Below are 25,998 nucleotides of genomic sequence, written 5' to 3' on the forward strand. Positions count from 1 at the left end.
CGAAGGCGATAAGCGGTCGGAAACTGTCGGGGGTGTGAGCGACAATGCTTCTCGTGCCCCGACTCGGCTCCGGAATCCCGCTCGTCGCCCGTACCCACGAGATGCGGCGGCTCCGCGCCGCCTTCGCCAGGGCCGAACGTGGCGAAGCCGGCGCGGTGCTGCTCTCGGGGGACGCCGGGGTCGGCAAGACCCGGCTGCTGACCGCGCTCGGCGAGCACGTCGCGGCGTGCGGTGCGCTGGTGCTCACCGGCCGCTGCATCGACGTCCGCGAGGGCGGTCTTCCTTATCTTCCGTTCGCCGAAGCGCTCGCCCCGCTGGGCAGCGCGACGGACCCGGCGGTCGCCGCCGCGGTGCGCGCCCGGCCCGCGCTCGGGCGGCTGCTGCCGCAGGGCCCGGGCTTCGAGGAGCCCCGCACGGCCGAACACCCGCCGATGACCTCCAACGACCGGGAAACCATGGTGCGTCCCCGGCCGGAGCAGGACCTCGGTCAGCTGCAGTTGTTCGACGCGGTACTGGGGGTGCTGACCGAGATCGCGGAGTCGCGCCCGGTGGTGGTCCTCCTCGAGGACCTCCACTGGGCCGACGCTTCGACCCGCAACCTGCTGTCCTTCCTGCTCACCCGGCTGCGGGCGCAGCGGCTGCTCGTCGTGGGCTCCTTCCGGGAAGAAGACGTCCACCGGCGTCACCCGCTGCGCGGCGTGCTCGCCGAGCTCTTCCGGCTCGCCACGGTCGAGCGCGTCGACCTGCAGCCCTTCGGCGCGGCCGACGCCCGCAAGTTCGTCGAGGCGCTGGCCGACGAGCCGCTGCCGTCCGGTGTCGTGGCCGACATCGTCAGCCGCTCCGAGGGCAATCCGTTCTTCGCCGAAGAGCTGCTCGCCACCAAGACCGAGTGCAACGACCTGCCCGCCGGGCTGGCCGAGGTGCTGCTGTCCCGGCTCGAGCGGCTGTCGCCGGACGCCCGCCGCGTCGCACGGGTGATCTCGGTGGCCAACGAGCCGGTCATGCACGCCGCCCTCGCCGAGGTCTCCGGGCTGGGGGAGCTGGAGCTCGACGAGGCGCTGCGGGAAGCCGTCCAGCACCACGTGCTCGTGGTGCTCTCGGACGGCTCGTACACGTTCCGGCACGCGTTGCTGCAGGAGGCGGTGTACGGCGACTTGCTGCCGGGCGAGCGGTCGCGCACGCACGCGGCGTACGCGGCGCGGATCAAGGCGCGGGCGCAGGGCCGCGGCCACGACGCCAAGCTGGCCTACCACTCGATGCAGAGCAGCGATCTGACCACCGCGCTGCCGGCGTTGCTGCGTGCGATGGACGAAGCCGAGAAGCTCGGCGCGCCCGGGTCGGCGCTGCAGCACGTCGAACAGGCACTGTCCATCTGGGACGCCGTCAGCCCGGCCGACCGGCCCGAAGGGGTCGACGAGCTGCAGCTGCTGTACGAAGCGTCGTACTTCGCGGGGACGTCCGGCGAGCCCGAGCGGGCCGCCGCCTTCGCGCGCTCCGCCACCCAGGCGCTGACCCCCGAGATCCCGAACGACCGGGCCGCGAAGGTGTGGCGGCGGCTGGCGGACGCGCTGCTCGCACTGGAGGGCACCCTCGACGACGCCGTCGCCGCCATCGACCGGGCCTGGGACCTGGTGAAGGACACCGGCCCGAGCGCGGCGCGCGCCTGGGTGCTGGCCAGCCGGGCCGGGTTCCTGCGGATCCTCGACCAGCCCGAGGCGGCGCTCGACAGCGCGCTCACCGCGGTCGCCGACGCGCAGGCCGTGGGCGCGACCGGCGCGGAGGCGTCGGCGCTGGTCACCCTGGGCACGCTCGCCGATTCCCGCGGCGACGCCGCCGAGGCCCGGGAGCGGCTGCGCCAAGCCCAGCGCAAGGCGCGTGACGTGGGCGCGTACAACACCGAACTCCGGGCGACCTACTTCCTGGCGTTGAGCCACGACGACCACGGCGAGTTCACCGAAGCGCTGGAAAACGCCTCGCACGGCGTCGCCCGGGCCGAAGAGACCGGGCTGAGCTGGAGCGCCTACGGGCTGGAACTGCGGGCGGGGCAGCTGAAGCTGCGCTACCTGATGGGCGACTGGCCGGAGGAGAGCGCCGGGCGCGCCGGGCGCGGGGTGTCCAGCGCGGTCGCGGCGCGGATCCTGGCCATCTGGTCGTTGTTCGTCGTCGCCCGCGGCCGGTTCGACGAGGCCGCGAAGCTGCTGACCGGGCTGCGGCAGCACTGGACGGCGGACATGCAGATCCCGCTGTCGGCCGGGGGCGCCGGGATCGAGCTGGCGTACTGGCGCGGCGACCACGCCGGCGCGGTGCGCCAGGCCGAAGAGCTGATCGGCTGGCTGGAGCGGATCGAACCCGGGCTGCTGGCCGGGATCCGGGTGGCCGCGGTCGGCGTGTCCGCCGCGGCCAGGCTGGCCGCCGACGCCCGCGTCCACGGGGACCAGGCCGCCGCGGAAGCGGCGGTGGCGACCGGCGAGCGGTTCCTGGCGCACGGCCGGATGTGCTCGGTCGTCGGCCAGCCGCGTTCGGGAACGCTCGGCCCCGAGGGCCGCGCGTGGGTGGCCCGCCTGGAGGCGGCGGCGACGTGCCTGTCCGGCCGCGGCGACGCGGAGAAGTGGGCGGCCGCGGCGGCGGCGTTCGGCTACGGCGCGGTGTACGAGCAGGCGGTCTGCCGCTGGCACGAAGCCGAAGCCCTGCTGGCCGCCGACGCCGAAGCGGGCGCGGCCCTGGAGGCGGCGCACGCGGTGGCGGTCCGCCTCGGCGCGATCCCGCTGCGCGACGCCGCCCGCGACCTGGCGCACCGCGCCCGCGTCGAGCTGGCCGGCGTCGAACCGGCGGCCCCGGCCCGCACGGTCACCGACCCGCTGACCGACCGCGAGCGCGACGTCTTGGAGCGGGTCGCCCTGGGCCGCACGAACCGCCAGGTCGGCGAAGAGCTCTACATCAGCGAAAAAACAGTGAGCGTCCACCTGTCCCGCGTGATGGCCAAACTGGGCGCCAGCCGCCGAGCGGAAGCCGTCGCCATCGCCTACGACCGCGGCCTGTTGACGGCCCCCACCGCGTGATCACGCGTAACGAAACGGTCGGCTCGCGTACCCAGAGGGTCGGCTTGCGTACCCAGAGGGTCGGATGGTGAACCGACCCTCCAGGTACGCAAGCCGACTGTCCAGGTACGCGAACCGACCGTCCGGGTACGTCAGCGGGGGAGGCGGCGGAGGGCTTTGAGGCCGATCGTCATGCCGCGCGACCACAGGGAGCCCGGGATCGCGCGGGGCGGGCGCAGGGCCAGACCGCGCTGGAGCGCGATCGACTGGGACTCCGTGTACTTCAGCAGGCCTTCGGCGCCGTTGCGGCGGCCGACGCCGGAGTCCTTCATCCCGCCCATCGGGACGCCGACGCTGCCGAACGTCGCCGCGTAGCCCTCGTTCACGTTGACCGTTCCGGCCTTCAGCCGGGCCGCGACCTCCCAGCCCGCGCGGCCGTTGCGGCTCCAGACGCTGGCGTTGAGCCCGAACGGCGTGTCGTTGGCCCGCTCGATCGCGTCGGTGACGTCGGTGTAGCCGTAGATCGACACGACCGGCCCGAACGTCTCCTCCGCGAACGGCAGCATGTCCGGCGTGACCCCGGAAAGCACCGTCGGCTCGTAGAACAGCGGGCCGAGGTCGGGCCGCGCGCGACCGCCGGTGAGGACCGACGCGCCCTTCGCGCGGGCGTCCTCGACGTGCGCGGACACCGCCGCGAGCTGCTCTTCCGACGTCAGCGAGCCCATCTGCGCCTGGTAGTCCAGCGCCCCGCCGAGCCGCAGCGCCGCGGTCCGGGCGACGAACGCGCGGGTGAACTCGTCGCGGATGTCCTCGTGGACGTAGATCCGCTCGACCGACACGCACAGCTGCCCGGCCGAGGAGAAGCACGCCGTCACCGCGCCCGTCGCGGCCTTCGCGACGTCGGCGTCGGGCAGGACGACCATCGGGTTCTTGCCGCCGAGCTCCAGCGAGTACGACGTCAGCCGCTTCGCCACCTGGCCGGCCAGTTCCTTGCCGGTCGGCGTGGAGCCGGTGAAGCACAGGTAGTCCGACTCCTCGACCAGCGCGGTGCCGATCTTCGACCCGCGGCCGAGCACGATCTGCCACGTCCCGGTGGGCAGGCCGGCCTCCTCGGCGAGTTCGTGCAGCCACAGCGCCGAAAGCGCGGTCTGGTTGTCCGGCTTCTGCACCACGGCGTTCCCCGCGGCCAGCGCCGGCAGGACGTCCATCGCGGTCAGGGCCAGCGGGTAGTTCCACGGCGAGATGATCCCGACGACGCCCTTGGGGTGCCGGATCTCGCCCGCGCGGGTCAGGCCGGGGATGACGCCGGCGACGCGGCGGGGCGCGAGGAGCTTCGGGGCGTGCTTGCCGTAGTGGGCGGCCACCAGCGCGGTCGCGCTGACCTCGTCGAACGCGTCGAGCCGCGCCTTGCCCGCCTCGACCTGGACCAGGTCGAGCGCCTCCTCCTGGCGGGCGAGCACCAGGTCGTGCAGGCGGGTGAGGACGCGGGCGCGCTCGGTGGGGGAGTGCTCGGCCCACGCCCGCTGGGCGGTGCGCGCACCGGCGAACACCGCGCGGACGTCGGCGTCGGTGGCCTGCGGCAGGGTCGCGATCGGCAGCCCGGTGAAGGGCGCGTTCATCCGGGTGGGCGCCGAGTCCGCGCCGCCCTGCACCCGGGCGACGAGCTGGGCCGCCCGCGCCGCGCCGGGCGCCCCGGCGACGCCGCCGACAGTGGGCGGCAACGTGGTGTCTTCGACTGCGTTCGCGGGGGTCGTGCTGGTCATGACGTCTCCGTTCCGGCGGAGTCCGCGCGACGTCGCGCAGGGGTTACCGACGAGTACACCATACCGTCGGAACGTCAGATGTCCAGCCTGATGTGAATAAGATTCACGTATTGGGCGGGTGCGGCGGCGGCAGCTGGTAGTTGGGTTCGGTCGGTTCCTGACGGCCCGGGTGCGGCTGCGCCTGCGTCACGCCGCCGAAGGGGTCGCCCGGCTGCTGCGCCGGGAACGGCTGCGACGGCGGACCGCCGTACGCCGGGGGCTGCGGCCCGGTCTGCGCCGGCGGGGCCTGGGCCGGGAACGGCTGCGACGGCGGAAAACCCGGGTGTGGCTGCCCGTACTGCTGGGGTGGCACGGGGTACGGCCGCGACGGCTGCTGGTACGGCCCGGGTGGCGGTCCGGCCGGCGCCGCGACACGGGCGCGCCGCCCGGTCAGTACCGCGGCGGCCAGCGCCAGCAGGGCGACGATCCCGCCGCCGAGCAGCAGCCAGAACCCCGGTCCGGTCGCGTAGTGCGTTTTGACCGCCGCGTCGTCGGTCTCGTAGCTCAAGGTCGCCGAGACGTCCATGCCGAGCATCCACACCGCCGCGGCCACCCCGGCGCCGCCCGCCACCAGGACCGTCCGGGCGCCCGAGCGCACGCCGGGGCTCGCCGAGCGGCGCCGGCCGGCGAACGTCAGCACGGCCCCCGCCAGCAGCACCACCGCGCCGGCGGTGAGCGGGATGCCGTACCGGGCGACGTGGGTCCGGTCGTAGAACTTCTTCTCGTCCGGGCCGGGCTCGACGGGGAACGAGCGCGCCCAGGCGCTGATCGTCTGGCTGCTCTCGGTCTTGCCGTCCACGACTTGGTCGAACGAGGTCTGCGGCAGGAACGACCCGGTGATCACCAGTGCCGCGGCGAGGATGCCGAAGATTCCCGCCAGCAGCCGGAACACGGCGCCGGGATCGGCCGGCGCCGGCGGGGTGGGTGGCGGAGTGGGCGGCGGGCCGTAGGGGTACGGGGCGGCGGTCATGGGAACTCCCCTCGTTCGGAGGGGATTGGACCACGAAATCCGCCTGCGGGATAAGGGGCAAAGCACCCTTGCGGGGCCGCGCTGGTCAGCTCGGCGCAGTCGTGGCGTCCTGGTAGAGCAGGACGGCGATGCGCTTCCACTCGTCGAGGAGCTGGCGGCGCCGGTTCGGGTCACCGCCGAGCTCGGCGTCCAGCGCCAGCCCGCGGGTGAGGTTCACGGTGAGCCAGAACAGCATTTCCGCGCGTTCCGGCGGGAGTTCGCCGGCGACCTGGGTGACGTGCTCGAGGGTGGCGCGGCCGAGCGCGCGGTCGACCGGGCGGATGGCCGCGCGCAGCTCGGGATCGGTGCGGGCGGCGACCCACAGCTCGGTGACGGCGGTCGAGAGCGTGCCGGAGTAGCCCGCCCACAGCAGGTCGATCGCCGCGGCGACGCCGTTGCCGCCGCCCGGCAGGTCCTCGAGCGAGGCCGCGAGCTGACGGCGCAGCTTCGTCGTCAGGTGCTCGACCGCGGCCGCCATCAGCTCGGCCTTCGCCGTGAAGTGGTGCTGCACCGCGCCCTTCGACACGCCCGCGCGGGCGCAGATCTCCTGCACCGACGTGCGCGCGTAGCCGACGTCGACCAGGCAGGCGATGGTCGCGTCGAGCAGCGCGGTGCGGGTCTGCTCCCGCCGCTGCGCCTGGGTGCGGTGCGTCGTCTCGGTCACCGCGGCCTCCCTGCTTTACCTACGGGCCGGTAGGGATGTACATTCCGAACAGAACTTACATGCTGATCGTCATGTTTTCCAGCAGGAGGGTCCCGTGCCACTGCAACTGCCGAAGAGCTCGTGGAGCACCACAGAGCTCGACGACCTCCGCGAACTCGCCCGGTCCTTCCTGCAGAAGGAAGCCGTCCCGCACCAGGAGCGCTGGGCGGCGGAGAAGAAGGTCGACCGCGAGCTGTGGAACAAGGCCGGCGACGTCGGCCTGCTCTGCCTGTCCATCCCCGAGGAGTACGGCGGAGGCGGCGGCACGTTCGCCCACGAGGCCGTGCTCTACGAAGAGCAGGCGCGCTCCGGCGACAGCGCGTGGGGCGTCACTGTCCACAATGGAATCGTCGCGCACTACCTGCTGGCCTACGCCGCCGAAGAGAAGAAGCGCGAGTGGCTGCCGAAGCTGGCCAGCGGCGAGTTCGTCGGCGCGATCGCGATGACCGAGCCCGGCACCGGCTCCGACCTGCAGGGCATCAAGACCCGCGCGGTGCGGGACGGTGACCACTACGTCATCAACGGCGCCAAGACCTTCATCACCAACGGGTTGCACGCCGACCTGGTCGTCGTCGCGGTGAAGACGGACCCGGACGCGGGCGCGCAGGGCGTCTCGCTGATCGTGGTCGAGACCGACACCCCGGGCTTCCGCCGCGGCCGCGTCCTCGACAAGGTCGGCCTCAAGGGCCAGGACACCGCCGAGCTGTTCTTCGACGACGTCCGCGTGCCCGCCGCCAACCTCCTCGGCGACGCCGAGGGCCAGGGCTTCATCCAGCTGATGCTGCAGCTGCCGCAGGAACGGCTGATCATCGCCGTCACCGCGGTGGCCGGGCTGGAGGCCGCGGTCGACCTCACGCTCGAATACACCAAGGAGCGCACGGCGTTCGGCCGGCCGATCTTCTCCTTCCAGAACACCAAGTTCACCCTCGCCGAGGCGGCGACCGAAGCCGCGGTGGCGCGCGCGTTCCTCGACCAGTGCATCGAACGCCACCTCAAGGGCGAGCTCGACGTGCAGGGCGCGGCGATGGCGAAGCTGTGGACGACCGAGCGCGTCAACAAGGTGGTCGACGACTGCGTGCAGCTCTTCGGCGGCTACGGCTACATGACCGAGTACCCGATCGCGCGCGCGTGGGCCGACGTCCGCATCTCCCGGATCTTCGGCGGCACCAGCGAAATCATGAAGGAAATCATCTCCCGCTCGCTCTGAAAGGTTTTCGCTCATGAAGGCAGGTCCGCTCGCCGGCCTGAAGGTGGTGGAGCTCGCGGGTCTCGCCCCGGGGCCGTTCGCCACCATGGTCCTCGCCGACCTCGGCGCCGACGTCGTCCGCGTCGACCGGGCGCAGCCGGGGGAGGACGTCCTCGGCATCCAGACCGACCCGCTCGCCCGCGGCCGCCGGTCGGTCGGCATCAACACCAAGACGCCCGAAGGCGTCGAGCTCGTGCTGAAGCTGTGCGACGACGCCGACGTGCTGATCGAGGGCTTCCGGCCCGGTGTCGCCGAACGGATCGGCCTCGGCCCCGACGTCGTGCACGCCCGGAACCCGCGGCTGGTCTACGGCCGGATGACCGGCTGGGGCCAGGACGGCCCGCTGGCCAAGGCGGCCGGGCACGACATCAACTACATCGGCATCGCCGGCGCGCTCGAACCGATCGGGCGCGCGGGCGAACGGCCGGTGCCGCCGCTGAACCTCGTCGGCGACTTCGGCGGCGGCGGGCTGCTGCTGGCGATGGGCGTCCTGGCCGCGCTGTACGAGCGGACCACGTCCGGGCGCGGGCAGGTCGTCGACGCGTCGATGGTCGACGGCGCCGCGCTGCTCACCACCAGCCTGCACGGCATCAAGGCGGCCGGCCTCTGGTCGGCCGAGCGCGGCGAGAACATGCTCGACGGCGGTGCGCCGTTCTACGACACCTACGAAACCGCCGACGGCAAGTACGTCGCCGTCGGCGCGATCGAGATGCGGTTCTGGGGTGCGCTCGTGCAGGTGCTCGAGCTGGACCCGGCGGAGCTGCCGCTGCACATCGACAAGACGCAGTGGCCCCGGCTGCGGGAGATCGTGGCCGGCGCGATCGCCAAGCACACGCGCGACGAGCTCGTCGCGCGCGCCGAAGGCACCGACGCGTGCCTGACACCGGTGCTGTCACCGGAAGAAGCGGCTTCGCACCCTCACAACGCGGCGCGCGGCACGTTCGTCGAGATCGGCGGCATGGTCCAGCCGGCGCCGGCACCGCGGTTCGACCGGACCCCGGCGGCGACGCCGGAGGCCCCGCGGGCCAAGGGGTCCGACACCGAGGCTGTGCTCGCCGAGCTGGGCATCACGGACTTGGACCAGCTGCGTGCGGTGGGGGCGATCGCCTAGGTGTCACCGGAGTTCTTCGTGAAGTCGGAGCGCACGACCGAGTAGATGACGTGGTCGCGCCACTCGCCGTCCCGGAAGTCGTAGCCGCGGAGGACGCCTTCGCGCGTGAAGCCGGCTTTCTCGAGCGAGCGCTGTTCGGCGCGGTTGCCGACCTCGGTCGTCGCTTCGACCCGGTTGAGCTGGGTGTGGGCGAAGAGGTAGCCGACGAGCAGGCGCTGGGCCTCGGTGCCGTAGCCGTGCCCGCGGGCTTCCGGCGCCAGGACGAGGCCCATGTTCCAGCAGTAGGACATCGGGCCGGTCCGGCTGCGGTGCCAGGAGACGAGCCCGAGGACGCGGCCGCCGAGCGTCGGCACGAGCATGCCGGTCTCGGCGGTGAGCATCCCGGTCTCCAGCCACCGGCGGCGCAGGTAGCCGGGATCGTGCCAGCCGAACCACTGGTGCACGCCGGCGGCGACGGGATCGTTGGTCAGCCGTTCCAGCAGGTCGAGGTCGCTTTCGGCCACCGGCCGGAGCTGCACTCTGACACCGTCGTCGTCCATCGGCAGACCTTATCGGCCGCTTGACCGGCACCGGGACGCCTTCGCGCAAGATAGCTCGCTAGAGGCATCACGCGTGACTGAGCGGGCACCACGCGTGATTGGAGGGCATCACGCGTGTTCGGAGGGGCATCACGTGAAGGTGCCGTGGCGGCCTTCGCCGCCGGCGAAGCGGGCCGCGCCTTCGACCGCCTCCGCCGCCAGGACTCCGGTGCCCATGGCCGCGGTGAACTCCGCCGTCAGCGCGTCCGGTTCGGACAGGCCCCACTGGGCCAGTGCCGACCGGCGGTCGCCGCGCAGGCACTCCTGGGGGAAGGCCGCCAGCTGCCGGGCCAGTTCCTGCGCCGCGGAAACGGCTTCGCCCGCCGGGACCAGCCGGTTCGCCAAGCCGATGGCGAAGGCCTCCTCGGCGTCGACGGGCCGTCCGGTGAGGATCAGGTCCATCGCGCGCGACTGGCCGATCAGGCGCGGCAGCCGCACCGTCCCGCCGTCGATCAGCGGGACGCCCCAGCGGCGGCAGAACACGCCGAACACCGCCGTCGCGTCCGCGACCCGCAGGTCGCACCACAGCGCCAGCTCGAGGCCGCCCGCGACGGCCGGCCCGTGGACCGCCGCGATCACCGGCTTGCCGAGGGCCATCCGCGTCGGTCCCATCGGGCCGTCCCCGTCCGGGTGGGTGCGGTTCACCCGGTCGGTGCCGATCGCCTTCAGGTCGGCGCCCGCGCAGAACGCGCCGCCCGACCCGGTCAGCACCGCGACGGCCGCGTCCGGGTCGGCGTCGAACGCGCGGAAGGCGTCGGCCAGTTCCGCGGCCGTCGGCCCGTCGACGGCGTTGCGGGCGGAGGGCCGGTCGATGGTGATGGTCGTCACCACGCCGTCGCGCTGCACCAGCACGTTCCGGGTCATCGCCGCTCCTGGTTGGTTGGTGTGTCCGAGGTGTCTTCCGCGCACGCCTTCCCTACAGTATTGGGATGGCCACTCCCAGGACGGGGACGGCGAGCCGGGGAGGAAGCGCATGTCGGGCGGCGTGAAGAAGATTCTCATCGTGGGCGTGGTGGCGCTCGTGCTCTTCCTGCTGATCACCCAGCCCACCCAGTCCGCCGACTTCGTGCACCGCGTGCTCGGCTGGCTCAAGGACGGCGCCGAAGCGATCGTGACGTTCTTCCGGACGCTCTTCTCCTGACCTCCCCTTCGCGGGGGACGCGGTACCGCCTCACGGGCCGTACCGGTGACTACTGTGCGTGTTAACGGACGGTAAATCACCGTGCGTCACCGATCTCGGATTTCGGACCCCGCCACTCGACCATCCGGGTGGATTGCGGCCGAAAACGCGCAGGTCGTCGAATTCGCACCACCCGGGGTCTGGCGAAGGGGACCACCCCGGCCCTACGGTGCTCACATTGCGTGATCGGGTGGTTGACCATCCCCCCGGAGAACCCCGGTACGCAGGCAGTTTCCACTCAGCAAGGTGCAGGTTGGTGCGTGCGGCACCACCGCGTGGGGCAGGCGTCAGGTCCTGTCCGTCGGGGACCTACAAGGAGGCAGGGATGACCGGAGATCCCGGAGTGGACGCGCTGATCCGGCAGTGGGCCGCGGAGCGCGAGCAGACCCCGGAGGAGCAGGAGGTCGACCGCATCGCGTCCGCGTGGCTGGCCGACGCTCCCGCGCAGGCCCCGGGCATTCCCGGCCAGCGCGCCCGGACCGGGCAGTCTCGGTTCGTCCCGGTGGAGTCGGCCGACCCCGGCTACCTCGCCGCGATGCGCAGCCGGCTGCCGGAAGTGCCCGAAGAGCTCCTCACCGCCGCCGCGGGCTGGTGGCAGATGGTCGGCGGCGTCGCCGAAGCCGAGGAGTGGTGGGACGCCGGCATCAGCCCGCTCGACCAGCGCGCCCTCGACTACCGGGCGGCCGGACTGGCGCCGTCCGACCTGAGCAGGCGGCTCGGGCCGATGACCGTCCTGCAGCACCTGCGCCGCGGCAGCGCCCCGGCCTGGTGCGTGGCCCGGCTCGCGCGGCAGCAGAAATCCGCCTGACGAGCCGGTTTCCACCCGACCGGGTGACCCGGTGGGATGAGACGATCGGGACGACCCGCGTAACGCCACTGTGCGCGGGCTCGTTGACACTTCGTCGACATCACGCTGGAGGACCGGAGTTTCGTGCGCACCAGGACCGGAAAGACCGAGGACGACCCGATCGGCCCGAGTGCCGAGGAAGCCGCCCCCGCCGCACCGGCACCGCGCGCTCCGGGCGTGGCCGTGCTCACCCGGCTGATCGTGGTCCTCGCCGTGCTGGCTGTGGCCGGCGGCGGGATCTGGCTCGTCACCCGCGCGGCGACGCCGGAGGCGAGCCCGACCACCACCGAAATCCCCGCCCTGCAGGTCAAGGCGGCCGACGTCCGCCCGGGTTCGGTCGCGCCGGCCGGTGGGGTGGCGGCGGGCGGGGCCGAGCAGCAGACGAGCCCGCAGCAGGCCCGCTCGCGCGAGACCGGTCCGGCCACGCTTTCGCAGTGGGCGGCCCAGGTCGCGGCGGCCACCGGTGTGCCGGCGCGAGCCCTGCAGGCCTACGGCAACGCCGAGCTGGCGATGCGCGCGGACCAGCCGGGCTGCAAGATCTCGTGGGCCACGCTGGCCGGCATCGGCCGCATCGAGTCCAACCACGGCCAGTACGCGGGCGCGGTGCTCGGCGCCGACGGCCGCCCGTCCAAGCCGATCATCGGCGTCCCGCTCGACGGATCGGCCGGCGTCCAGGCGATCGGCGACACCGACGGCGGCCGCTACGACGGCGATCCGGCCGTGGACCGCGCGGTGGGCCCGATGCAGTTCATCCCGGGCACGTGGCGCAAGTGGGCCTCGGACGGCAACGGCGACGGCCTCGGCGACCCCCAGCAGATCGACGACGCGGCCCTGGCGGCGGCGCGGTACCTCTGCGCGGGCGGCCGCGACATGGCGAGCCCGAGCGGCTGGTGGGCCGGGATCCTGTCGTACAACAACTCGACGGAGTACGCGCAGAAGGTCTTCGGCCTGGCGGACGGCTACGCGAAGGCGGCGCAGGCGGCGCGCAAGCAGGGCTGAGAGCCGGGCCACCCGGACCCCAAGTCGGCCGCCGGTTCTCAGCCGGCCAGTGCTAGCGTCGAAGCGTGCCAGCTTCCCCGCCACCGGCCGCCTCCCCGTGGGGACGGCGGATCGCGATCGTCGCGACCTGCGTGGTGAGCCTGCTCGTCTGCTGCGGGCTCGCCTGGTGGCAGTGGGACCGCTTCACCTCCGCCAACGGCACCTTCCAGAACCTCGGCTACGTCCTGCAGTGGCCGCTGTTCGGGCTGTTCCCGGCCTTCATGTTCTGGCGGATCCGCAAGCTCCGGGAGAAGGCCGAAGCGGAGTCCGCAGCCGAGCCGGAAGCGCCCGCGGCCCGGAAGCCGGAGGTGCCCGCCCCCCGTCCCCGCCCGGACACGCCCCTCCCGAGCACCGGGGCCGCGGACGAGGACGACGAGCTGGCCGCCTACAACCGTTACCTGCGCGAGCTCAACGCCCGCGACCAGCAGGCCGCAGAGTGAGGACGACGACCCGATGACCACCAGCACCGAAGGCGCCCGGACGGCCGTGCCGCTCGACGGCCCCCTGGTCCGGTTCCGCACCGCCGCCTACGTCACCGGCGTCGGGCTGCTCGGCCTGTGCTTCGTGATGGTGCTGCGGTACGCCTTCGGCAACCCGACGCCGTCGGCGGTCTACTCGCCGATCCACGGCGTCCTCTACATGATCTACCTGGTGCTCACCATCGACCTGGCGATCAAGGCCCGCTGGTCGATCAAGGGCACCGTGCTCGTGCTGCTGGCCGGCTGCGTCCCGTTCGTCTCCTTCCTCGTCGAGCGCCGGGTGACGCACCGGGTCAAGGCCGGCCAGAAGCTGTAACGCGGCGGAACGTCAGCGCCACCAGCACCGTGCACGCGGCGAACACCGCGGCCGTCGAAAACGCCGCCGTCATGCCGTCGACCGTCCGCTGCGCGCCCGTCGTGCCCGCCGAACGCGTCACCGAGCCGAACACCGTGACCAGGACGGCCAGCCCGAGCGTGCTGCCGACCTGCTGCATCGTCTGCAGCACGCCGCCCGCGGCGCCCGCATCCTCGCTCGGCACGGTGGCCATCACGATCACGTTGAGCGGGGCGAACGCCAGCCCGCCGCCGAGGCCCATCAGCAGCAGCGGCCCCAGCAGCGCCGGGAAGTAGGTGCTGCCGGTGGTCAGCATCGTGAGCCAGCCGACGCCGGTGACCATCAGCACCGAACCGGTGAGCGCCAGCGGCTTCGGCCCGTAGCGGGGGAGCAGCCGCGGCACGAGCCGGCTCATGGTGAAGATCAGCGCCGCCATCGGGAGGAACGCGAACCCGGTCGCGAGCGCGGCGAAGTGCCGGATGTCCTGCATGAACTGGGTGAGGAAGAAGAACATCGACATCATCGCCATCGGCCCGAGGAAGAAGTTGACGTAGGCCGCGCTGCGGTTGCGGTCGGCGAACAGCCGCAGCGGCACCAGCGGCAGCGCCGTGCGGGCTTCGACGGCGACGAACCCGGCGAGCAGCGCCAGGCCGGCGGCGAGCGAGCCGAGCGTCACCGGGTTGCCCCAGCCGTCGGACGCGGCGTGGGTGAAGGCGAACACGAGCGCGCCGACGCCGAGGGTGCCGGTGACCGCGCCGGGCAGGTCCAGGTGCGCGCGGCGGCGTTCGGGTTCGGCCACGAACCGCGGCGCGAGCAGGGCGATCGCCAGCCCGAACGGAACGTTGATGAACAAGGCGGCACGCCAGGAGATCCATTCGGTGAGCAGGCCGCCTACGATCAGGCCGATCGCGAAGCCGCCGCTGGACATCGCGGAGAACAGCGCCAGCGCGCGGACACGGGCCTTGGCTTCGGTGAACGTCGTCGTGACCAGCGCCAGCGTGCTCGGACCCGCCATGGCGGCGCCGACGCCCTGCAGGACACGGGCGGCGATGAGCAGCGCGGCGGAGCCGGCGAGCCCGCCGGCCAGCGACGCGAGCGTGAACAGGGTGGTGCCCGCGACGAACATCCGCCGTCGGCCGAACAGGTCGCCCGCGCGGCCGCCGAGCAGCAGCAGGCCGCCGAAGACCAGGCTGTAGGCCGTCATCACCCACGACAGCCCGGTCGGGGAGAACCCCAGGTCGGCCTGGATGCGCGGGAGGGCGACGTTCATGACGGTCGCGTCGAGCACGAGCATGAGCTGGCAGGTCAGGATGATCGCGAGGACCAGCCCGCTGCGGTGGGGACGCGCCGGTGCGGGCGCGCGGTCGAGCGTTTGGTGCGGCAAGGGATACTCCCCCAAGGAGCAAGAGAGAAGCGGAGACGTTCTCCACTTGACGATGATCCGATAATATGGAGAGTGTCTCCGGATGCGCAAGTGAATTCGGAGAATCTCTCCGGTTGATGGCGAGGAGGCCGGGATGCCCGAGACCGAGCGTCCGATGCGCGCGGACGCGCGGCGCAACTACGAGCGCATCGTCGCGACGGCGAAGGACCTCTTCACCGCCCACGGCGCCGACGTGCCGCTGGACGACATCGCGAAGAAGGCGGGCGTCGGCGCGGGCACCCTGTACCGGCACTTCCCGACGCGGGAGAAGCTGTTCGAAGCGGTCTACCGCGACGAGATCACGGTGCTCGCCGACCGCGCGTTCGTCCTGCACGACGAGCTGCCGCCGTGGGAAGCCCTGGAAGCGTGGCTGCTCGCGCAGGTCACCTGGGTCGTCGAGCGGCACAAGCTGGCGACGGTCCTCAAGGAGTCGATCGACTCCGGCTCGGAGACCTTCTTGTACTGCCAGAAGCGGCTTCGCGAGGCCACCGGCGTGCTCGTCGAGGCGGCGCAGGAAGCCGGGCTCGTCCGGCCGGACGTCGTCGGTGTGGACCTCCTCCGGCTCGGGCACGGCGCCGGGATGGCCGTGCGCAACTGCAGCCCGGAGGACGGCAAGCGCGTGCTGACCGTGATCCTGGACGGCCTGCGCGCCTGACGCAGGCCGTCCGGCGCGGTCAGCTGCCGATGCCCGTCATCGCGCGGACTTCCATTTCCGCCTGCTTCTCCGCGTCCGCCTTCGAGCGGCCCACGAGGGTGCCGGCGAACCCGCACAGGAACGAGAACGGGATCGACACCAGGCCCGGGTTCTTCAGCGGGAACCAGGCGAAGTCGATGCTCTTGAGGATCGAGTCCGGGGCGCCGGAGACGACCGGTGAGAAGAGCACCAGGAGCAGGCACGCGATCAGGCCGCCGTACATGCCCCACAGGGTGCCGGTGGTGTTGAACCGCTTCCAGAACAACGAATACAGCAGCGTCGACAGGTTGGCCGACGCCGCCACCGCGAACGCCAGCGCCACCAGGAACGCGACGTTCTGCCCGTTGGCCAGCACCCCGCCGACGATCGCGAGGACACCGACCACGATCGCGGTCAGCCGCGCGACCCGGACCTCGTCCGCCGGCTCGGCCTTGCCGCGCTTGAAGATGTTCGCGTACACGTCGTGGGCGAAGGACGCCGACGCGGTGATCGTCAGCCCGGCGACGACCGCGAGGATCGTCGCGAACGCCACCGCGGCGATGACGCCCAGCAGCAGCGTGCCGCCGATGTGCAGCGCCAGCAGTGGCGCCGCCGAGTTCTCCCCGCCCGGGGCGTTCTTGATCTCGTCCGAGCCGACCAGCGCGGCCGCGCCGAAGCCGATCACCAGCGTGCAGACGTAGAAGATGAGCATGCACACCGTCGCCCAGACGACCGAGCGGCGCGCTTCGAAGGAGTTCGGCACCGTGTAGAAGCGCATCAGCAGGTGGGGTAGCGAGGACAGGCCGAGCACCAGGGCCAGTGCGAGTGACACGAAGTCGAGCTTGGTGGTGCCGTTCGTGCCGTAGGACCCGCCCGGTTCGAGCAGGTGCTCGCCCAGCGGGCTCTTCTCGGTCGCGGCTGAGAGCAGGTTGGAGAAGCTGAAGCCGTACTTGCCGAACAGGAACACCGCCATCAGCACCACGGCCAGCATCAGCACGCCGGCCTTGATGATCTGCACCCACGTGGTGCCCTTCATCCCGCCGACCAGCACGTACACGACCATGACCAGGCCGACCACGCCGATCACCAGCGCCTGCCCGAGCCGGGTGTGGATGTCGAGCAGCAGGGCGACCAGGCCGCCGGCGCCCGCCATCTGCGCCAGCATGTAGAACAGCGAGATCACCAGGGTCGACGTCGCCGCCGCGGCCCGGACCGGGCGCTGCTTCATCCGGAAGCTGATGACGTCGCCCATCGTGAACCGGCCGGTGTTGCGCAGCAGCTCGGCGATCAGCAGCAGGTCGACCAGCCAGGCGACGAGGAAGCCGATCGAGTACAGGAAGCCGTCGTAACCGTGGACGGCGATCGCGCCCGCGATGCCGAGGAAGGACGCCGCCGACAGGAAGTCGCCCGAAAGCGCGATGCCGTTCTGGCGGCCGGTGAAGGCGCTGCCCGCGGCGTAGTAGTCCGACGTCGAGGAGGTCCGGCTGCCGGCCCGGTAGACGACGTACAGGGTGATCGCCACGAAGAGGGCGAACACGACGGTGTTGACGACGGGATCGCTGGTGGCGGAGCCGCCCGCGGCGAGTGCGGTCATCGGTGCTTCTCTTCCGTGAGGCCCGCGGCCGCCCGCAGCTCGGCGACCTGCGGGTCGAGCCGGCGGCGGGCGTAGCGCAGGTAGAGCCAGGTGACGAGCGCGGTGCTGGCGAACTGGCCCAGCCCGAGCAGGATGGCCACGTTGACCTGGCCGAACACCTTGCGGCTCATGAAGTCGTGCGCGTACGCGGCCAGCAGCACGTAGGTCATGTACCAGGCGAAGAACGCGAAGCTCAGCGGGAAGACGAACCCGCGGAACCGGCGGCGCAGCGAGCGGAACCCGGGACTGGCCTGGATCGCGAGGTAGTCGGGGGCGGCCGGGCGCTGCGGCGGCCCGACGGCCGGGCCGGGCCCGGCGGGCAGGACCGGCATCCGGCTCGTCTCCTCGAGGGCGTTGCCCGGCGAGGGTCGCGCTACGTCGTACATGGTGCCTCCGGCAGAGTGCCTCCGTGGCGGCGGGCCCCGGGCGCCCTGCGGGAGGGCACCGGGCCGCCCTTGCGGACTGCGAGGGCACATCGTAACTACGCCGTCCGGCGGCGGCCGAAGGCGGCCGGATGCTCCGGCCGGTCCGCGTGGCGGTATTCGTATTGCGCGCGGTGGTGTCGAATGGGTGGCGCCCGGCAAGGGGCGTGGAGAACGTCCGCAATGCCGAAAAGAATTGTGACGGCACGTTGTCGCGGTCGAAGACGGTTGCGGCGAACGGGCTAACGAGCGAGCGTCCTTCGCGGCGCTGGTCACCGTCAGTAAGCAAAAAGCGGACTTGATCCTGCCCGCGGGTGGCGTCGGCGGCCGGGCGTAGGGCGAAGATCCACTGGTCAGGGTAGGGTTCTGTCAGAAATCACCAGGTCGGGGCGGGAGAACGCGGAACGCCACAACATCGGGCACACCTTGGGCCTTGACCCACCCGTTGGTGGTACGGAGTGTAGATCGACCGAGGGATACTGCTACCCTGCATGGGCTAATCGGGTGACCGCCGGATGCGACCGGCCCGCAGTCCGGTAACCGGAATTCCCGCTTTCGGGGGCGGTGTCGCGGAATGGTGTGGCCCGCATCCGGTCCCGAAAGCACTTTTCGCAGGTCAGCGCCCGAACGGGGAACACAATTGACCGGCACGGCATCGGGGGTACGATTTCTTGGCCCAGCTGACCGCAGCGATCGATTGGCACCGATAAAGTTGATCTCGATCACCGTGCACAACGCAACTTGCGACATGCACGTGCAGAGTCCCGGGCACGGGACGGCGGGACGGTGCCTGCCCGACGGGCGCGCGGACGGCGGGGCAGCCGGGGCCGAGCGAGGGCGCCGGGCGAGCGGCAGGGCGGGGACGGCACGGCCGTCCGGCGGCCCGCTGCGAGCCGGAGCGCCGCGCCGCCGACGCGGATCCATGACGCCGGACAGGGAGTCACTCACGTGACCGTTGCAGGAGAAGGCCAGGTGCCCGTCGGGGAACTGCTCGGCCGAGCGCCCCGGCCGCCGAAGGGGAAGATCCGGTGGCGCGCGCTCGTGCAGTGGCGCGACTGGAGCCTGCCCGTCAAGCTCTCGGCCGTCACGGTCGTGCCGATCGTCCTCGCGCTGGTGCTGGGCGTGGCCACGATCGCCGCGCAGGTCGGCCGCTCGGACGAGTACCAGCGGCTCGACCGGCTCGTCGCCCTCGGCGGCGGCATCCGCACGCTGACCGCCGTCCTCCAGCAGGAGCGCACGGTCACGTCGGCGATGCTGACCGCGGGCACCGTCGGCGGCACCCCCGACCTGGCCGCGGCGCGCAAGGCCACCGACGCCGCGATCGGCCCGTTCACCGCGGAGCAGACCCGCGCCGCCGAAGCCGAGCCCGGCGTGTCCGGTGCCGCGGGCGCGGCGTCGGCGCAGGTCGGCAACCTCGCGTTCCTGCGTCGCCAGGTCGACGGCGGCCAGCTCGACCCCGCGCAGGCCATCACGGCGTACTCCGCGCTCACCGGGTCGCTGATCAGCCTCGACACCGCGGCCACCGCGGGCGCCGGCGACGGCACCCTCGGCGGCATGCCCGCGGGCCTGCACGAACTGCTGGTCGCGGGCGAGCAGGTGTCGCTGAGCCAGGCCCTCGTCTCCTACGGCATCGGGCGGGCGGGGCTGACCCCCAGCGAGCTGGCCATCCTGCGGGCCGCCGAGCTGCGCCTCGCCGACCGGCTGGTGGACTTCCGCTCGGCGTCGGGCGACACGCTGCAGCGCGACTTCGCCGCGATCGCCGAGGGCACCGAGGCGCAGAGCCGGGCCCGGATGGTCGAGACGGTGCTGAACGCCCAGAGCAGCGCGGTGGACGACGCGTTCCGCGCGCTGCCCGCCGCGGAGTGGAACAACGCCTCGGCGGCGATGCGCACGCAGATCGGCCGGATCGCCGACCGGCTCGGCGCGTCGGCGTCGCAGACGGCGGCGGAGCTCGTCGACGACTCCAGCAGCGGCGCCGGCCTGCTCGCGGTGCTGCTGTTCGCCGCGATGGTGCTGGCCGTCGCGGTGGTCTTCCTCATCACCCGCCAGCTGCTGCGCTCGCTGAAGGTGCTGCGCCGCAGCGCCCTCGACGTCGCCGAAACCGCGTTGCCGGAAGCCGTCCGCAACATCCAGGAGGGCCGCGCGCAGGGCACCGACGTCCGGCCGGTCCCGGTGCACACCGACGACGAGGTCGGCGAGGTGGCGCGGGCGTTCGACAAGGTGCACCACCAGGCGCTGCGGCTGGCGACCGAGCAGGCCGCGATGCGCACCGGCTACGGCAGCGTCTTCGTCAACCTGTCGCGGCGCAGCCAGAGCCTCGTGCAGCGGCAGCTGCAGCTGATCGAGCAGCTGGAGCGGGACGAAGAGGACGCCGACCAGCTGGCGACGCTGTTCCAGCTCGACCACCTCGCCACCCGGATGCGGCGCAACAACGAGAACCTGATGGTGCTCTCGGGCGCCGAACCGGGCCGCCGGTCCGGCAAGCCGGTCGGCACCACCGACATGCTGCGCGCCGCGGTGTCGGAAATCGAGCAGTACCAGCGGGTCCAGGTGCAGCCGCCGCCGCCCGCCCGGATCGTCGGCTACGCCGCGAGCGACCTGATGCGCCTGGTCGCCGAGCTGCTGGACAACGCCACGGCGTTCTCCGCGCCGGAGACCACGGTGACCGTGGCTTCGCGGCTGGGGGAGCACGGCTCGCTCGAGATCGACATCCTCGACAAGGGCATCGGCATGAACGAGGCCGAGGTCGCCGAGGCGAACACCCGGCTGACCGAGGCCGGGTCGGTCGACCTGGTGACGTCCCGCCGGATGGGCCTGTTCGTCGTCGGCCGGCTCGCCAGCAGGCACCGGATCGGGGTGTCGCTGCACGGCGGCAAGGACATCGTCGGCGTCCGCGCCACGGTCGTGGTCCCGGCGGAGCTGGTGATGCCGCTGACCGACGGCCCGGCGACCGGCCCGATCGGCGCCCTGCAGCCGCACCCGGCGAGCCCGGCGGCGGGAAACCGGCTGCCGCGGCGCCCGGTCAACGGCACGACCCGCCCGCGGCCGGTGGTGCCGCAGCAGCCGGCGATGGGCGAAGAGCGCTGGCCGTCGGCGAGCGATCTCGCCGGGCTGTCGGGCGGCCGCCCGCCCTCGGACCTGGAGATTTCCGGGACGGCGCTGTTCGCCCCGATCGAGAAGGACGAGGACGTCCCGCCGCGGCCGACGCTGCCGGCGGTGCTGCCGGTGCCGCAGCCGCCGCGCGCGGACGACCTGCCGGCGGGCCGGGACCTGTTCACGGCCAACGAGACGACGCTGAGCGACTGGTGGCAGGAGGCGACGGCGGGGTCGGAACCGCCCCCGCCGGCCCCGGCGGCGGACCGTTCGGAGACGACACCGATCTTCGACGAGATGCTGTCGGCGTGGTTCCGCGAGGACAAGCCGGCCGGTTCGCCTGCCGGTTCGCCCGCCGGTTCGGAGGAAGAGCCGGCGGCCGCCGAGCAGGTCTCGCCGGAGGAGCGCCGCAGCTGGGACTTCGCGAGCGACGAGAACTTCCGCACGGTCCAGGAGCGCACGAAGGCCGAGCCGACGGCGTTCACGGAGGCGGGCCTCCCGCGCCGCCGCCGCGGCGAGCAGCTCCTGCCGGGCAGCGCCACCCCGGCCGCGGCCCAGCTCCCCCAGCCGGCTCCGCCCCGCCCGGACCTCCCGGTCCGCGACCCGGCGGACGTCCGCGGCCGCTTGAGCAGCTTCCAGCAGGGCGTGACCCGCGGCCGCCGCCAGGCCCGCCAGGCCGCGGCCCAGCGTTCCCGGCCGGCTTCCCAGCCGGGCACGCCGACGGGACCGGGACTGGGAACGGCCCAGTCGGCGGGCCGATCGGCCGGCGAGCAGGGTGTAGGGACGGGACCGCAGGCGGGGGTGGCGCCGGAGGGCGCCGCGGCCACGCAGGGTTCGGCGCAGGCGTTCGTGCCCGGTCAGGAGCCGACGGCTGGGCACGCGGAGGGTTCGGCGCGGGGCATCGCGGAAGCGCTTGCGCCGGGGCAGGAGCCGGTGGTGCCGACCGCGGGTTCGGGGGAGCCGGGCCAGGAGCGGGCGGCCGGCCAAGCCGCGGGTTCGGCGCAGGTTGAGCCGCAGGCGTTCGGGCAGCAGCCGAAGCGATCCGCGGGACAGGCAGAAGGCCAGGAGCCGGCGGCGGGTGCGGCGCGGGCCGTGCCGGAAGCGTTTGCGCCGGGGCAGGAGCCGGTGTCGCAGACCGCGGGTTCGGTGGAGCCGGTGCAGGAGCCGACCGGTGCGGCGCATGCCACGCCGGAGGGCTCGGGGCAGGCGGGGCAGCAGGCTGCCGCGGCGAGCTCGGCCCCCGACGGGCAGGTGCCCGCGGCCGGGCAGGAACCCTCATCGGCGCAGCACGAGGCGGCCGCGCTCGCGCAGCCGGCGGCCGCCGGGCAATCCGCCCGCCACTCGGGCGCTGCCGAGCAAGCCGTCGCGCTCCCGGGCACCGCCGGGCCCCAGCCGGGCGTCGCTGGGCAAGCCGCCGCCCACTCGGTCGCTGCCGGACAACTCGCAGACTCGGGCACCGCTGGACAACCCGCTCACTCGGGCACTGCCGGGCAAGCCACCCTCCACCTCGGCACCGCTGGACAAGCTGCCCACCCGGGCACCGCTGGGCAAGCCACCCCCCACCCGGGCGCGGAGCCGCACGCCCCCACCACCGCACCGCAGCCCGGCGCGGCCGCACCGCAGCCCGCAGCCCCTCAGTCGGCGGCGGCCTCCTCAGCACCCGCAGCCGCCCCGCACGCAGACCAAGACCCCCAGCGGCCCCCCGCCGGTGGCGCGCTGCCGAGCCGCCGTCCGGCGGCCGGCGGGTCCACCTCGGGTATTCTTCCGCCGCTCAACGGGCGGCACCAGGACTCCGGCCGGCTGCCCGTCGCCGACGGGCGGATGTCCACCGAGAGCCGGGAAGAGTTCGCGGTGGAGGTCACCACCGAGTGGGACTTCGGCACGGACGACGGCTGGCGCGCCGTGCAAGCGGTGTCCCAGTCGGCACCCTCCACGTTCACTTCGGCAGGATTGCCCCGGCGCCGTCGCGGGGAGCAGCTGCTCCCCGGCAGCGCCGGACCGTCCACCGGGGCCACGGCCCCCCGACCACAACGGGACGCACACGACGTGCGGGGCCGCCTGCGGAGCTTCCAGCAGGGCATCGAGCGCGGACGCCACCGCACCGCACAGGCGGCCGAGACCAACCACGAGACCTTGGAGGGTGAATGACCTCGCCGAGTAGCGCTCAGCCGACGCAGAACCAGTTCGGCTGGCTGGTGAACGACTTCGCGGAACGGGTGCCCGGCGTGGCGCACGCCGTGGTCGTCTCGGCGGACGGCTTGCTGCTGACCGCGTCGAACCGGCTCCCGCTCGACCGGGCCGACCAGCTCGCCGCCGTCGCATCGGGCCTGGTCAGCCTGACCCAGGGGGCCGCCCGCTGCTTCGAAGCCGGTGCCGTGAACGAGACCGTCGTCGAGATGGAGCTCGGGATCATGGTGCTGATGTCGATCAGCGACGGCTCGTGCCTGGCCGTGCTGGCCGCCCCCAACTGCGACATCGGCCAGGTCGCCTACGAGATGACGATGCTCGTCGACCGCGTCGGCCAGATCCTCACCCCGGAGCTGCGCGCTCAGCTTCAGGGCTCCGGGGGGTCGCTGATCGGCGAACCGGTGGGATGATGGCGCGATGAGCACGGGGTCCGGATTCGACGGCGAACCACCCGCGGGGCGCAACCCCGGCGGGCGTGGGGACGACGGCACGTTCGCCGACGTCCTCAACGGGTTCACGCTGGATTCCGGCCGTGCCCGCCGGAAGCGCAAGAAGAGCAAGGAGTCCCCGCAACCGCCGGCCGCCGGTGCGCACGCGGCCGCGGATCCGACGGCCCCCGCGCCGTCGGCCGACCAAGGAGATCATGTGACCTCTTTAGTCTCTCCACCCGGCAGTACCGACGGGGACAGCCCCAGACCAGGCGGTTTGTTCGACCCGGGCCCGCCCAGCGGCGAGTTCGTCATGCCCGCGGTGTTCGAGCAGCCGCCCGCGCCCGAGGAGCTGACGGCGATCGTCCGGCCGTACGCGCTGACCGGCGGCCGCACCCGGGCCAATTATGCCCTGGAGCTGGAGACACTGATCTCCGCGAAGGACTACGCTGCCACCGGTGGCTTCCCCGAGGTGGCCGCGGAGCAGATCGAGTGCATCTCGATCATGGAAGAGTGCCGGACCCCCCGTTCGGTCGCCGAGATCGTTTCGGCGCTGCGGGTGCCACTGGGCGTGGCCCGGGTGCTGATCAGCGACGCGGCCGACGCGGGGCTGGTCACGGTGCACAAGACGATTACGGGCAATGACGGCGCCGAGGCACATCTGGTGTTGATGGAAAGGGTTTTGAGTGGACTCCGTCGGCTTTAAGGCACCGCGGGACACCGCGCCCCCGACCATGACATCCGCCAAGATCGTGGTGGCCGGCGGCTTCGGTGCGGGGAAGACGACCTTCGTCGGGTCGGTGTCGGAGATCGTGCCGCTGACCACCGAGGCGATGATGACCGACGCCAGCGTCGGGGTGGACAACCTCGACCACACGCCGGGCAAGTCGACGACCACGGTGGCGATGGACTTCGGCCGCGTCTCGCTGGACGCGGACCTGATCCTGTACCTGTTCGGCACGCCCGGGCAGCAGCGGTTCTGGTTCATGTGGGACGACCTGGTCCGCGGCGCCATCGGCGCGGTGGTGCTGGCCGACACGCGCCGGCTGGCCGACTCGTTCGCGCCGATCGACTTCTTCGAGGACCGCGGGCTGCCGTACATCGTCGGCATCAACACGTTCGACGGCGTGCTGGAGCACGACATCAACGACGTCCGCGAGGCGCTGTCGATCGACCCGAACATCCCGATCGTCCGCTGCGACGCCCGGGACCGCGAGTCGACGAAGCAGACGCTGATCACGCTGGTCGAGTACGCCATGCGGCAGTGGATCGCCCTGCGGGCGGCCAACGCCCGCTGACGCCGGCGGGCCCGGGGGATGCCCCGGGCCCGGGCGCCGTTCGCGGGACGGTCAGTACTCGTCGTGCCGGCGCCACCACGAGCTGGGCGCGTCGTCGCCGCGGCTCTCCTCCTCCCACGCCTCCTGCCGCCCCAGCGGTGTGATGTCGAGGTACCGGTGCGACGACAGGAACGCCTCGCCGCCCCGGCCGGAGGTGAAGTAGGTCCGGTAGACGGCGTCGCCGTCGCGCAGGAACACGCTGACGCCGAAGCCCCTGCCGACCCCGCAGTCGTCGGGGAAGGTGGTGCCGTGCGCGGACACCCACGGCACGTCCCAGCCCATGCGGGTCTTGTACCGCTCGATCTCGGGCAGGGTCGCCGGCGCGACGACCGTGAGCGTGACGTCGCGGGCGTGCAGGTGCGCCAGGTGCGGCAGGTTGTCCACGACCAGTGAGCAGCCGGGGCAGCCCGCCTCGTCGCCCGGGTGCAGCATGAAGTGGTAGACGATCAGCTGGCGGCGGCCGTCGAACAGGTCGAGCAGGCTCTGCTTCCCCTCGGCCGACTCGAACTCGTAGGCCTTGGTGAAGGGCACCATCGGGAGCCGGCGGCGTTCGGCGGCGAGGTGGTCGGCCGCCTTCATCAGCTCCTTCTCCTTGACGAGCAGCGCGTCGCGGGCGGCCTGCCATTCCTCCGGCGAGACGATCTCGGGCAGGGTGGCGGTCATCGGACGTCCTTTCCTCGGATGAAGCCGGTCAGGTCCTCGAAGGTGGAGGCCCAGCCCTCGCCGTGGCCGTCGCGGTCGGCGGCGGTCGGGAAGCCGGTCTGGACGAAGGTCATCTCGGTCTTGCCGCCGAGGTCGGCGAAGCCGATCGTCACCAGCGTCTCGGTGCGCAGGTCGCCTTCGGTGTCCCAGGCGAAGGTGAACACGAGCCGTTCGGGGGCGGTGATCTCCCGGTAGACGCCGTGCATCCAGTGCTCGTCGCCCTCGGGAGACCGGATGCACGCCCGCCAGGCGCCCCCGGGGCGGGTGGCGAGGGTGACGGCCGAGCCGGTGTAGCCGTGCGGGCCGAGCCAGCTCGCCAGCTGGTCGGGGTCGGTCCACGCGGCGAAGACCAGCTCGCGCCGGGCGTCGAACACGCGGGTGGTGGTGAGGTCAGGCATCGCCGGTCAGCCTCCGCAGGTGGTCCTCGAGACGGTCGAACCCGTCGTCCCAGAACCGGCGGTAGGTGGCCACCCAGTCCGCGACGTCCTCCAGGGGTTTCGCCTCGAGCCGGCACGGCCGCCACTGGCGCGTCCGGCCCCGGGTGATCAGCCCGGCCTCCTCGAGGACCTTCAGGTGCCGGGACACCGCGGGCAGGCTCATCGGGAGCGGCTCGGCGAGCTCGTTCACCGTCGCCTCGCCGGTCGAGAGGCGCGCGAGGATGGCGCGCCGCGTCGGGTCGGCGAGGGCGGAAAACGTCCGGCTCAGCGTGTCGGTCATTTCACCACCCTGTTAATT

At 72.7% G+C, this 25,998-nt stretch carries 24 protein-coding genes; 13 read left to right on the forward strand and 11 right to left on the reverse strand.

Annotated features, from left to right (window positions below):
• The first annotated feature begins 44 nt into the window (after positions 1-44).
• Positions 45-3,059 (forward strand): helix-turn-helix transcriptional regulator, encoded by a 3,015-nt coding sequence (locus ACLJPY_RS14195; protein WP_410588757.1) that lies wholly within the window; start codon positions 45-47, stop codon positions 3,057-3,059.
• A gap of 131 nt (positions 3,060-3,190) precedes the next feature.
• Here the strand turns inward: ACLJPY_RS14195 and ACLJPY_RS14200 are convergent, their stop codons facing one another.
• From ACLJPY_RS14200 to ACLJPY_RS14210, 3 genes are all read right to left on the reverse strand, one after another.
• Positions 3,191-4,801 carry a succinic semialdehyde dehydrogenase gene (locus tag ACLJPY_RS14200; protein WP_410588759.1) on the reverse strand — a complete coding sequence of 537 codons (1,611 nt, stop codon included), beginning with the start codon at positions 4,799-4,801 and terminating at the stop codon, positions 3,191-3,193.
• A 103-nt stretch (positions 4,802-4,904) separates the two neighbouring features.
• Entirely contained in the window at positions 4,905-5,810 is a 906-nt protein-coding gene (locus ACLJPY_RS14205) for a hypothetical protein (RefSeq protein ID WP_410588761.1), read from the reverse strand.
• An 85-nt stretch (positions 5,811-5,895) separates the two neighbouring features.
• A complete protein-coding gene (locus ACLJPY_RS14210) occupies positions 5,896-6,513 on the reverse strand; it encodes a TetR/AcrR family transcriptional regulator (protein WP_410588763.1) in 618 nt (205 codons plus the stop codon).
• A 94-nt stretch (positions 6,514-6,607) separates the two neighbouring features.
• Between ACLJPY_RS14210 and ACLJPY_RS14215 the strand changes: the two genes are divergently transcribed.
• Positions 6,608-7,759 carry an acyl-CoA dehydrogenase family protein gene (locus ACLJPY_RS14215; RefSeq protein WP_410588764.1) on the forward strand — a complete coding sequence of 384 codons (1,152 nt, stop codon included), beginning with the start codon at positions 6,608-6,610 and terminating at the stop codon, positions 7,757-7,759.
• Positions 7,760-7,772: 13 nt separating this feature from the next.
• Complete coding sequence (locus ACLJPY_RS14220; protein WP_410588766.1) at positions 7,773-8,909, forward strand: CaiB/BaiF CoA transferase family protein; 1,137 nt, start codon at positions 7,773-7,775, stop codon at positions 8,907-8,909.
• Here the strand turns inward: ACLJPY_RS14220 and ACLJPY_RS14225 are convergent.
• Positions 8,906-9,448: a GNAT family N-acetyltransferase gene (locus tag ACLJPY_RS14225; RefSeq protein ID WP_410588768.1), complete on the reverse strand. Its 543-nt coding sequence runs from the start codon at positions 9,446-9,448 to the stop codon at positions 8,906-8,908. The two genes, ACLJPY_RS14220 and ACLJPY_RS14225, sit on opposite strands and share 4 nt — an antisense overlap.
• Before the next feature lie 129 nt (positions 9,449-9,577).
• A complete protein-coding gene (locus ACLJPY_RS14230; protein ID WP_410588770.1) occupies positions 9,578-10,351 on the reverse strand; it encodes a crotonase/enoyl-CoA hydratase family protein in 774 nt (257 codons plus the stop codon).
• Positions 10,352-10,460: 109 nt separating this feature from the next.
• Between ACLJPY_RS14230 and ACLJPY_RS14235 the strand changes: the two genes are divergently transcribed.
• The 5 genes from ACLJPY_RS14235 (at position 10,461) to ACLJPY_RS14255 (ending at position 13,347) form a co-directional block, all read left to right on the forward strand.
• Positions 10,461-10,628, forward strand: a complete 168-nt coding sequence (locus tag ACLJPY_RS14235; protein ID WP_410588771.1) for a hypothetical protein — start codon at positions 10,461-10,463, stop codon at positions 10,626-10,628.
• Between the two features lie 364 nt (positions 10,629-10,992).
• Positions 10,993-11,475, forward strand: a complete 483-nt coding sequence (locus ACLJPY_RS14240; protein WP_410588773.1) for a helix-turn-helix transcriptional regulator — start codon at positions 10,993-10,995, stop codon at positions 11,473-11,475.
• Between the two features lie 123 nt (positions 11,476-11,598).
• Positions 11,599-12,513: a lytic transglycosylase domain-containing protein gene (locus ACLJPY_RS14245; protein WP_410588775.1), complete on the forward strand. Its 915-nt coding sequence runs from the start codon at positions 11,599-11,601 to the stop codon at positions 12,511-12,513.
• A gap of 65 nt (positions 12,514-12,578) precedes the next feature.
• Positions 12,579-12,992 carry a hypothetical protein gene (locus ACLJPY_RS14250; protein WP_410588776.1) on the forward strand — a complete coding sequence of 138 codons (414 nt, stop codon included), beginning with the start codon at positions 12,579-12,581 and terminating at the stop codon, positions 12,990-12,992.
• Between the two features lie 13 nt (positions 12,993-13,005).
• Positions 13,006-13,347: a DUF3817 domain-containing protein gene (locus ACLJPY_RS14255; protein WP_410568490.1), complete on the forward strand. Its 342-nt coding sequence runs from the start codon at positions 13,006-13,008 to the stop codon at positions 13,345-13,347.
• Here ACLJPY_RS14255 and ACLJPY_RS14260 read toward each other — a convergent pair.
• A complete protein-coding gene (locus ACLJPY_RS14260) occupies positions 13,325-14,749 on the reverse strand; it encodes an MFS transporter (protein WP_410588778.1) in 1,425 nt (474 codons plus the stop codon). The two genes, ACLJPY_RS14255 and ACLJPY_RS14260, sit on opposite strands and share 23 nt — an antisense overlap.
• A gap of 133 nt (positions 14,750-14,882) precedes the next feature.
• On the opposite strand from ACLJPY_RS14260, the gene ACLJPY_RS14265 reads away from it, so the two are divergent.
• On the forward strand, positions 14,883-15,443 hold the full coding sequence (locus ACLJPY_RS14265; protein WP_410588779.1) for a TetR/AcrR family transcriptional regulator: 561 nt from the start codon (positions 14,883-14,885) through the stop codon (positions 15,441-15,443).
• 19 nt (positions 15,444-15,462) lie between these two features.
• On the opposite strand, the gene ACLJPY_RS14270 is transcribed toward ACLJPY_RS14265, so the two are convergent.
• Entirely contained in the window at positions 15,463-17,055 is a 1,593-nt protein-coding gene (locus ACLJPY_RS14270; protein WP_410588780.1) for a cation acetate symporter, read from the reverse strand.
• Positions 17,052-17,480 carry a DUF485 domain-containing protein gene (locus tag ACLJPY_RS14275; RefSeq protein ID WP_410588781.1) on the reverse strand — a complete coding sequence of 143 codons (429 nt, stop codon included), beginning with the start codon at positions 17,478-17,480 and terminating at the stop codon, positions 17,052-17,054. Before ACLJPY_RS14275 ends, ACLJPY_RS14270 begins: the two co-directional genes overlap by 4 nt.
• A gap of 1,008 nt (positions 17,481-18,488) precedes the next feature.
• Here ACLJPY_RS14275 and ACLJPY_RS14280 point away from each other — a divergent pair.
• Genes ACLJPY_RS14280 through ACLJPY_RS14295 form a run of 4 tightly spaced genes read left to right on the forward strand, consistent with a single transcriptional unit; the run spans position 18,489 to position 24,522 of the window.
• Positions 18,489-22,757, forward strand: a complete 4,269-nt coding sequence (locus tag ACLJPY_RS14280) for a nitrate- and nitrite sensing domain-containing protein (RefSeq protein WP_410589208.1) — start codon at positions 18,489-18,491, stop codon at positions 22,755-22,757.
• Positions 22,754-23,206: a roadblock/LC7 domain-containing protein gene (locus ACLJPY_RS14285; protein ID WP_004561253.1), complete on the forward strand. Its 453-nt coding sequence runs from the start codon at positions 22,754-22,756 to the stop codon at positions 23,204-23,206. Before ACLJPY_RS14280 ends, ACLJPY_RS14285 begins: the two co-directional genes overlap by 4 nt.
• Before the next feature lie 7 nt (positions 23,207-23,213).
• A complete protein-coding gene (locus ACLJPY_RS14290; protein WP_410588782.1) occupies positions 23,214-23,930 on the forward strand; it encodes a DUF742 domain-containing protein in 717 nt (238 codons plus the stop codon).
• Positions 23,931-23,958: 28 nt separating this feature from the next.
• Positions 23,959-24,522: a GTP-binding protein gene (locus ACLJPY_RS14295; RefSeq protein ID WP_004561255.1), complete on the forward strand. Its 564-nt coding sequence runs from the start codon at positions 23,959-23,961 to the stop codon at positions 24,520-24,522.
• 51 nt (positions 24,523-24,573) lie between these two features.
• On the opposite strand, the gene ACLJPY_RS14300 is transcribed toward ACLJPY_RS14295, so the two are convergent.
• Genes ACLJPY_RS14300 through ACLJPY_RS14310 form a run of 3 tightly spaced genes read right to left on the reverse strand, consistent with a single transcriptional unit; the run spans position 24,574 to position 25,980 of the window.
• A complete protein-coding gene (locus ACLJPY_RS14300) occupies positions 24,574-25,224 on the reverse strand; it encodes a DUF899 domain-containing protein (RefSeq protein WP_410588784.1) in 651 nt (216 codons plus the stop codon).
• Entirely contained in the window at positions 25,221-25,661 is a 441-nt protein-coding gene (locus ACLJPY_RS14305) for an SRPBCC family protein (RefSeq protein ID WP_410588786.1), read from the reverse strand. Before ACLJPY_RS14305 ends, ACLJPY_RS14300 begins: the two co-directional genes overlap by 4 nt.
• Positions 25,654-25,980 (reverse strand): ArsR/SmtB family transcription factor, encoded by a 327-nt coding sequence (locus ACLJPY_RS14310; RefSeq protein ID WP_410588787.1) that lies wholly within the window; start codon positions 25,978-25,980, stop codon positions 25,654-25,656. The genes ACLJPY_RS14305 and ACLJPY_RS14310 overlap by 8 nt, the downstream gene beginning before the upstream one ends.
• Positions 25,981-25,998: the final 18 nt, after the last annotated feature.

It is taken from the genome of Amycolatopsis sp. lyj-23, assembly GCF_046549135.1.
Lineage (GTDB): Bacteria > Actinomycetota > Actinomycetes > Mycobacteriales > Pseudonocardiaceae > Amycolatopsis.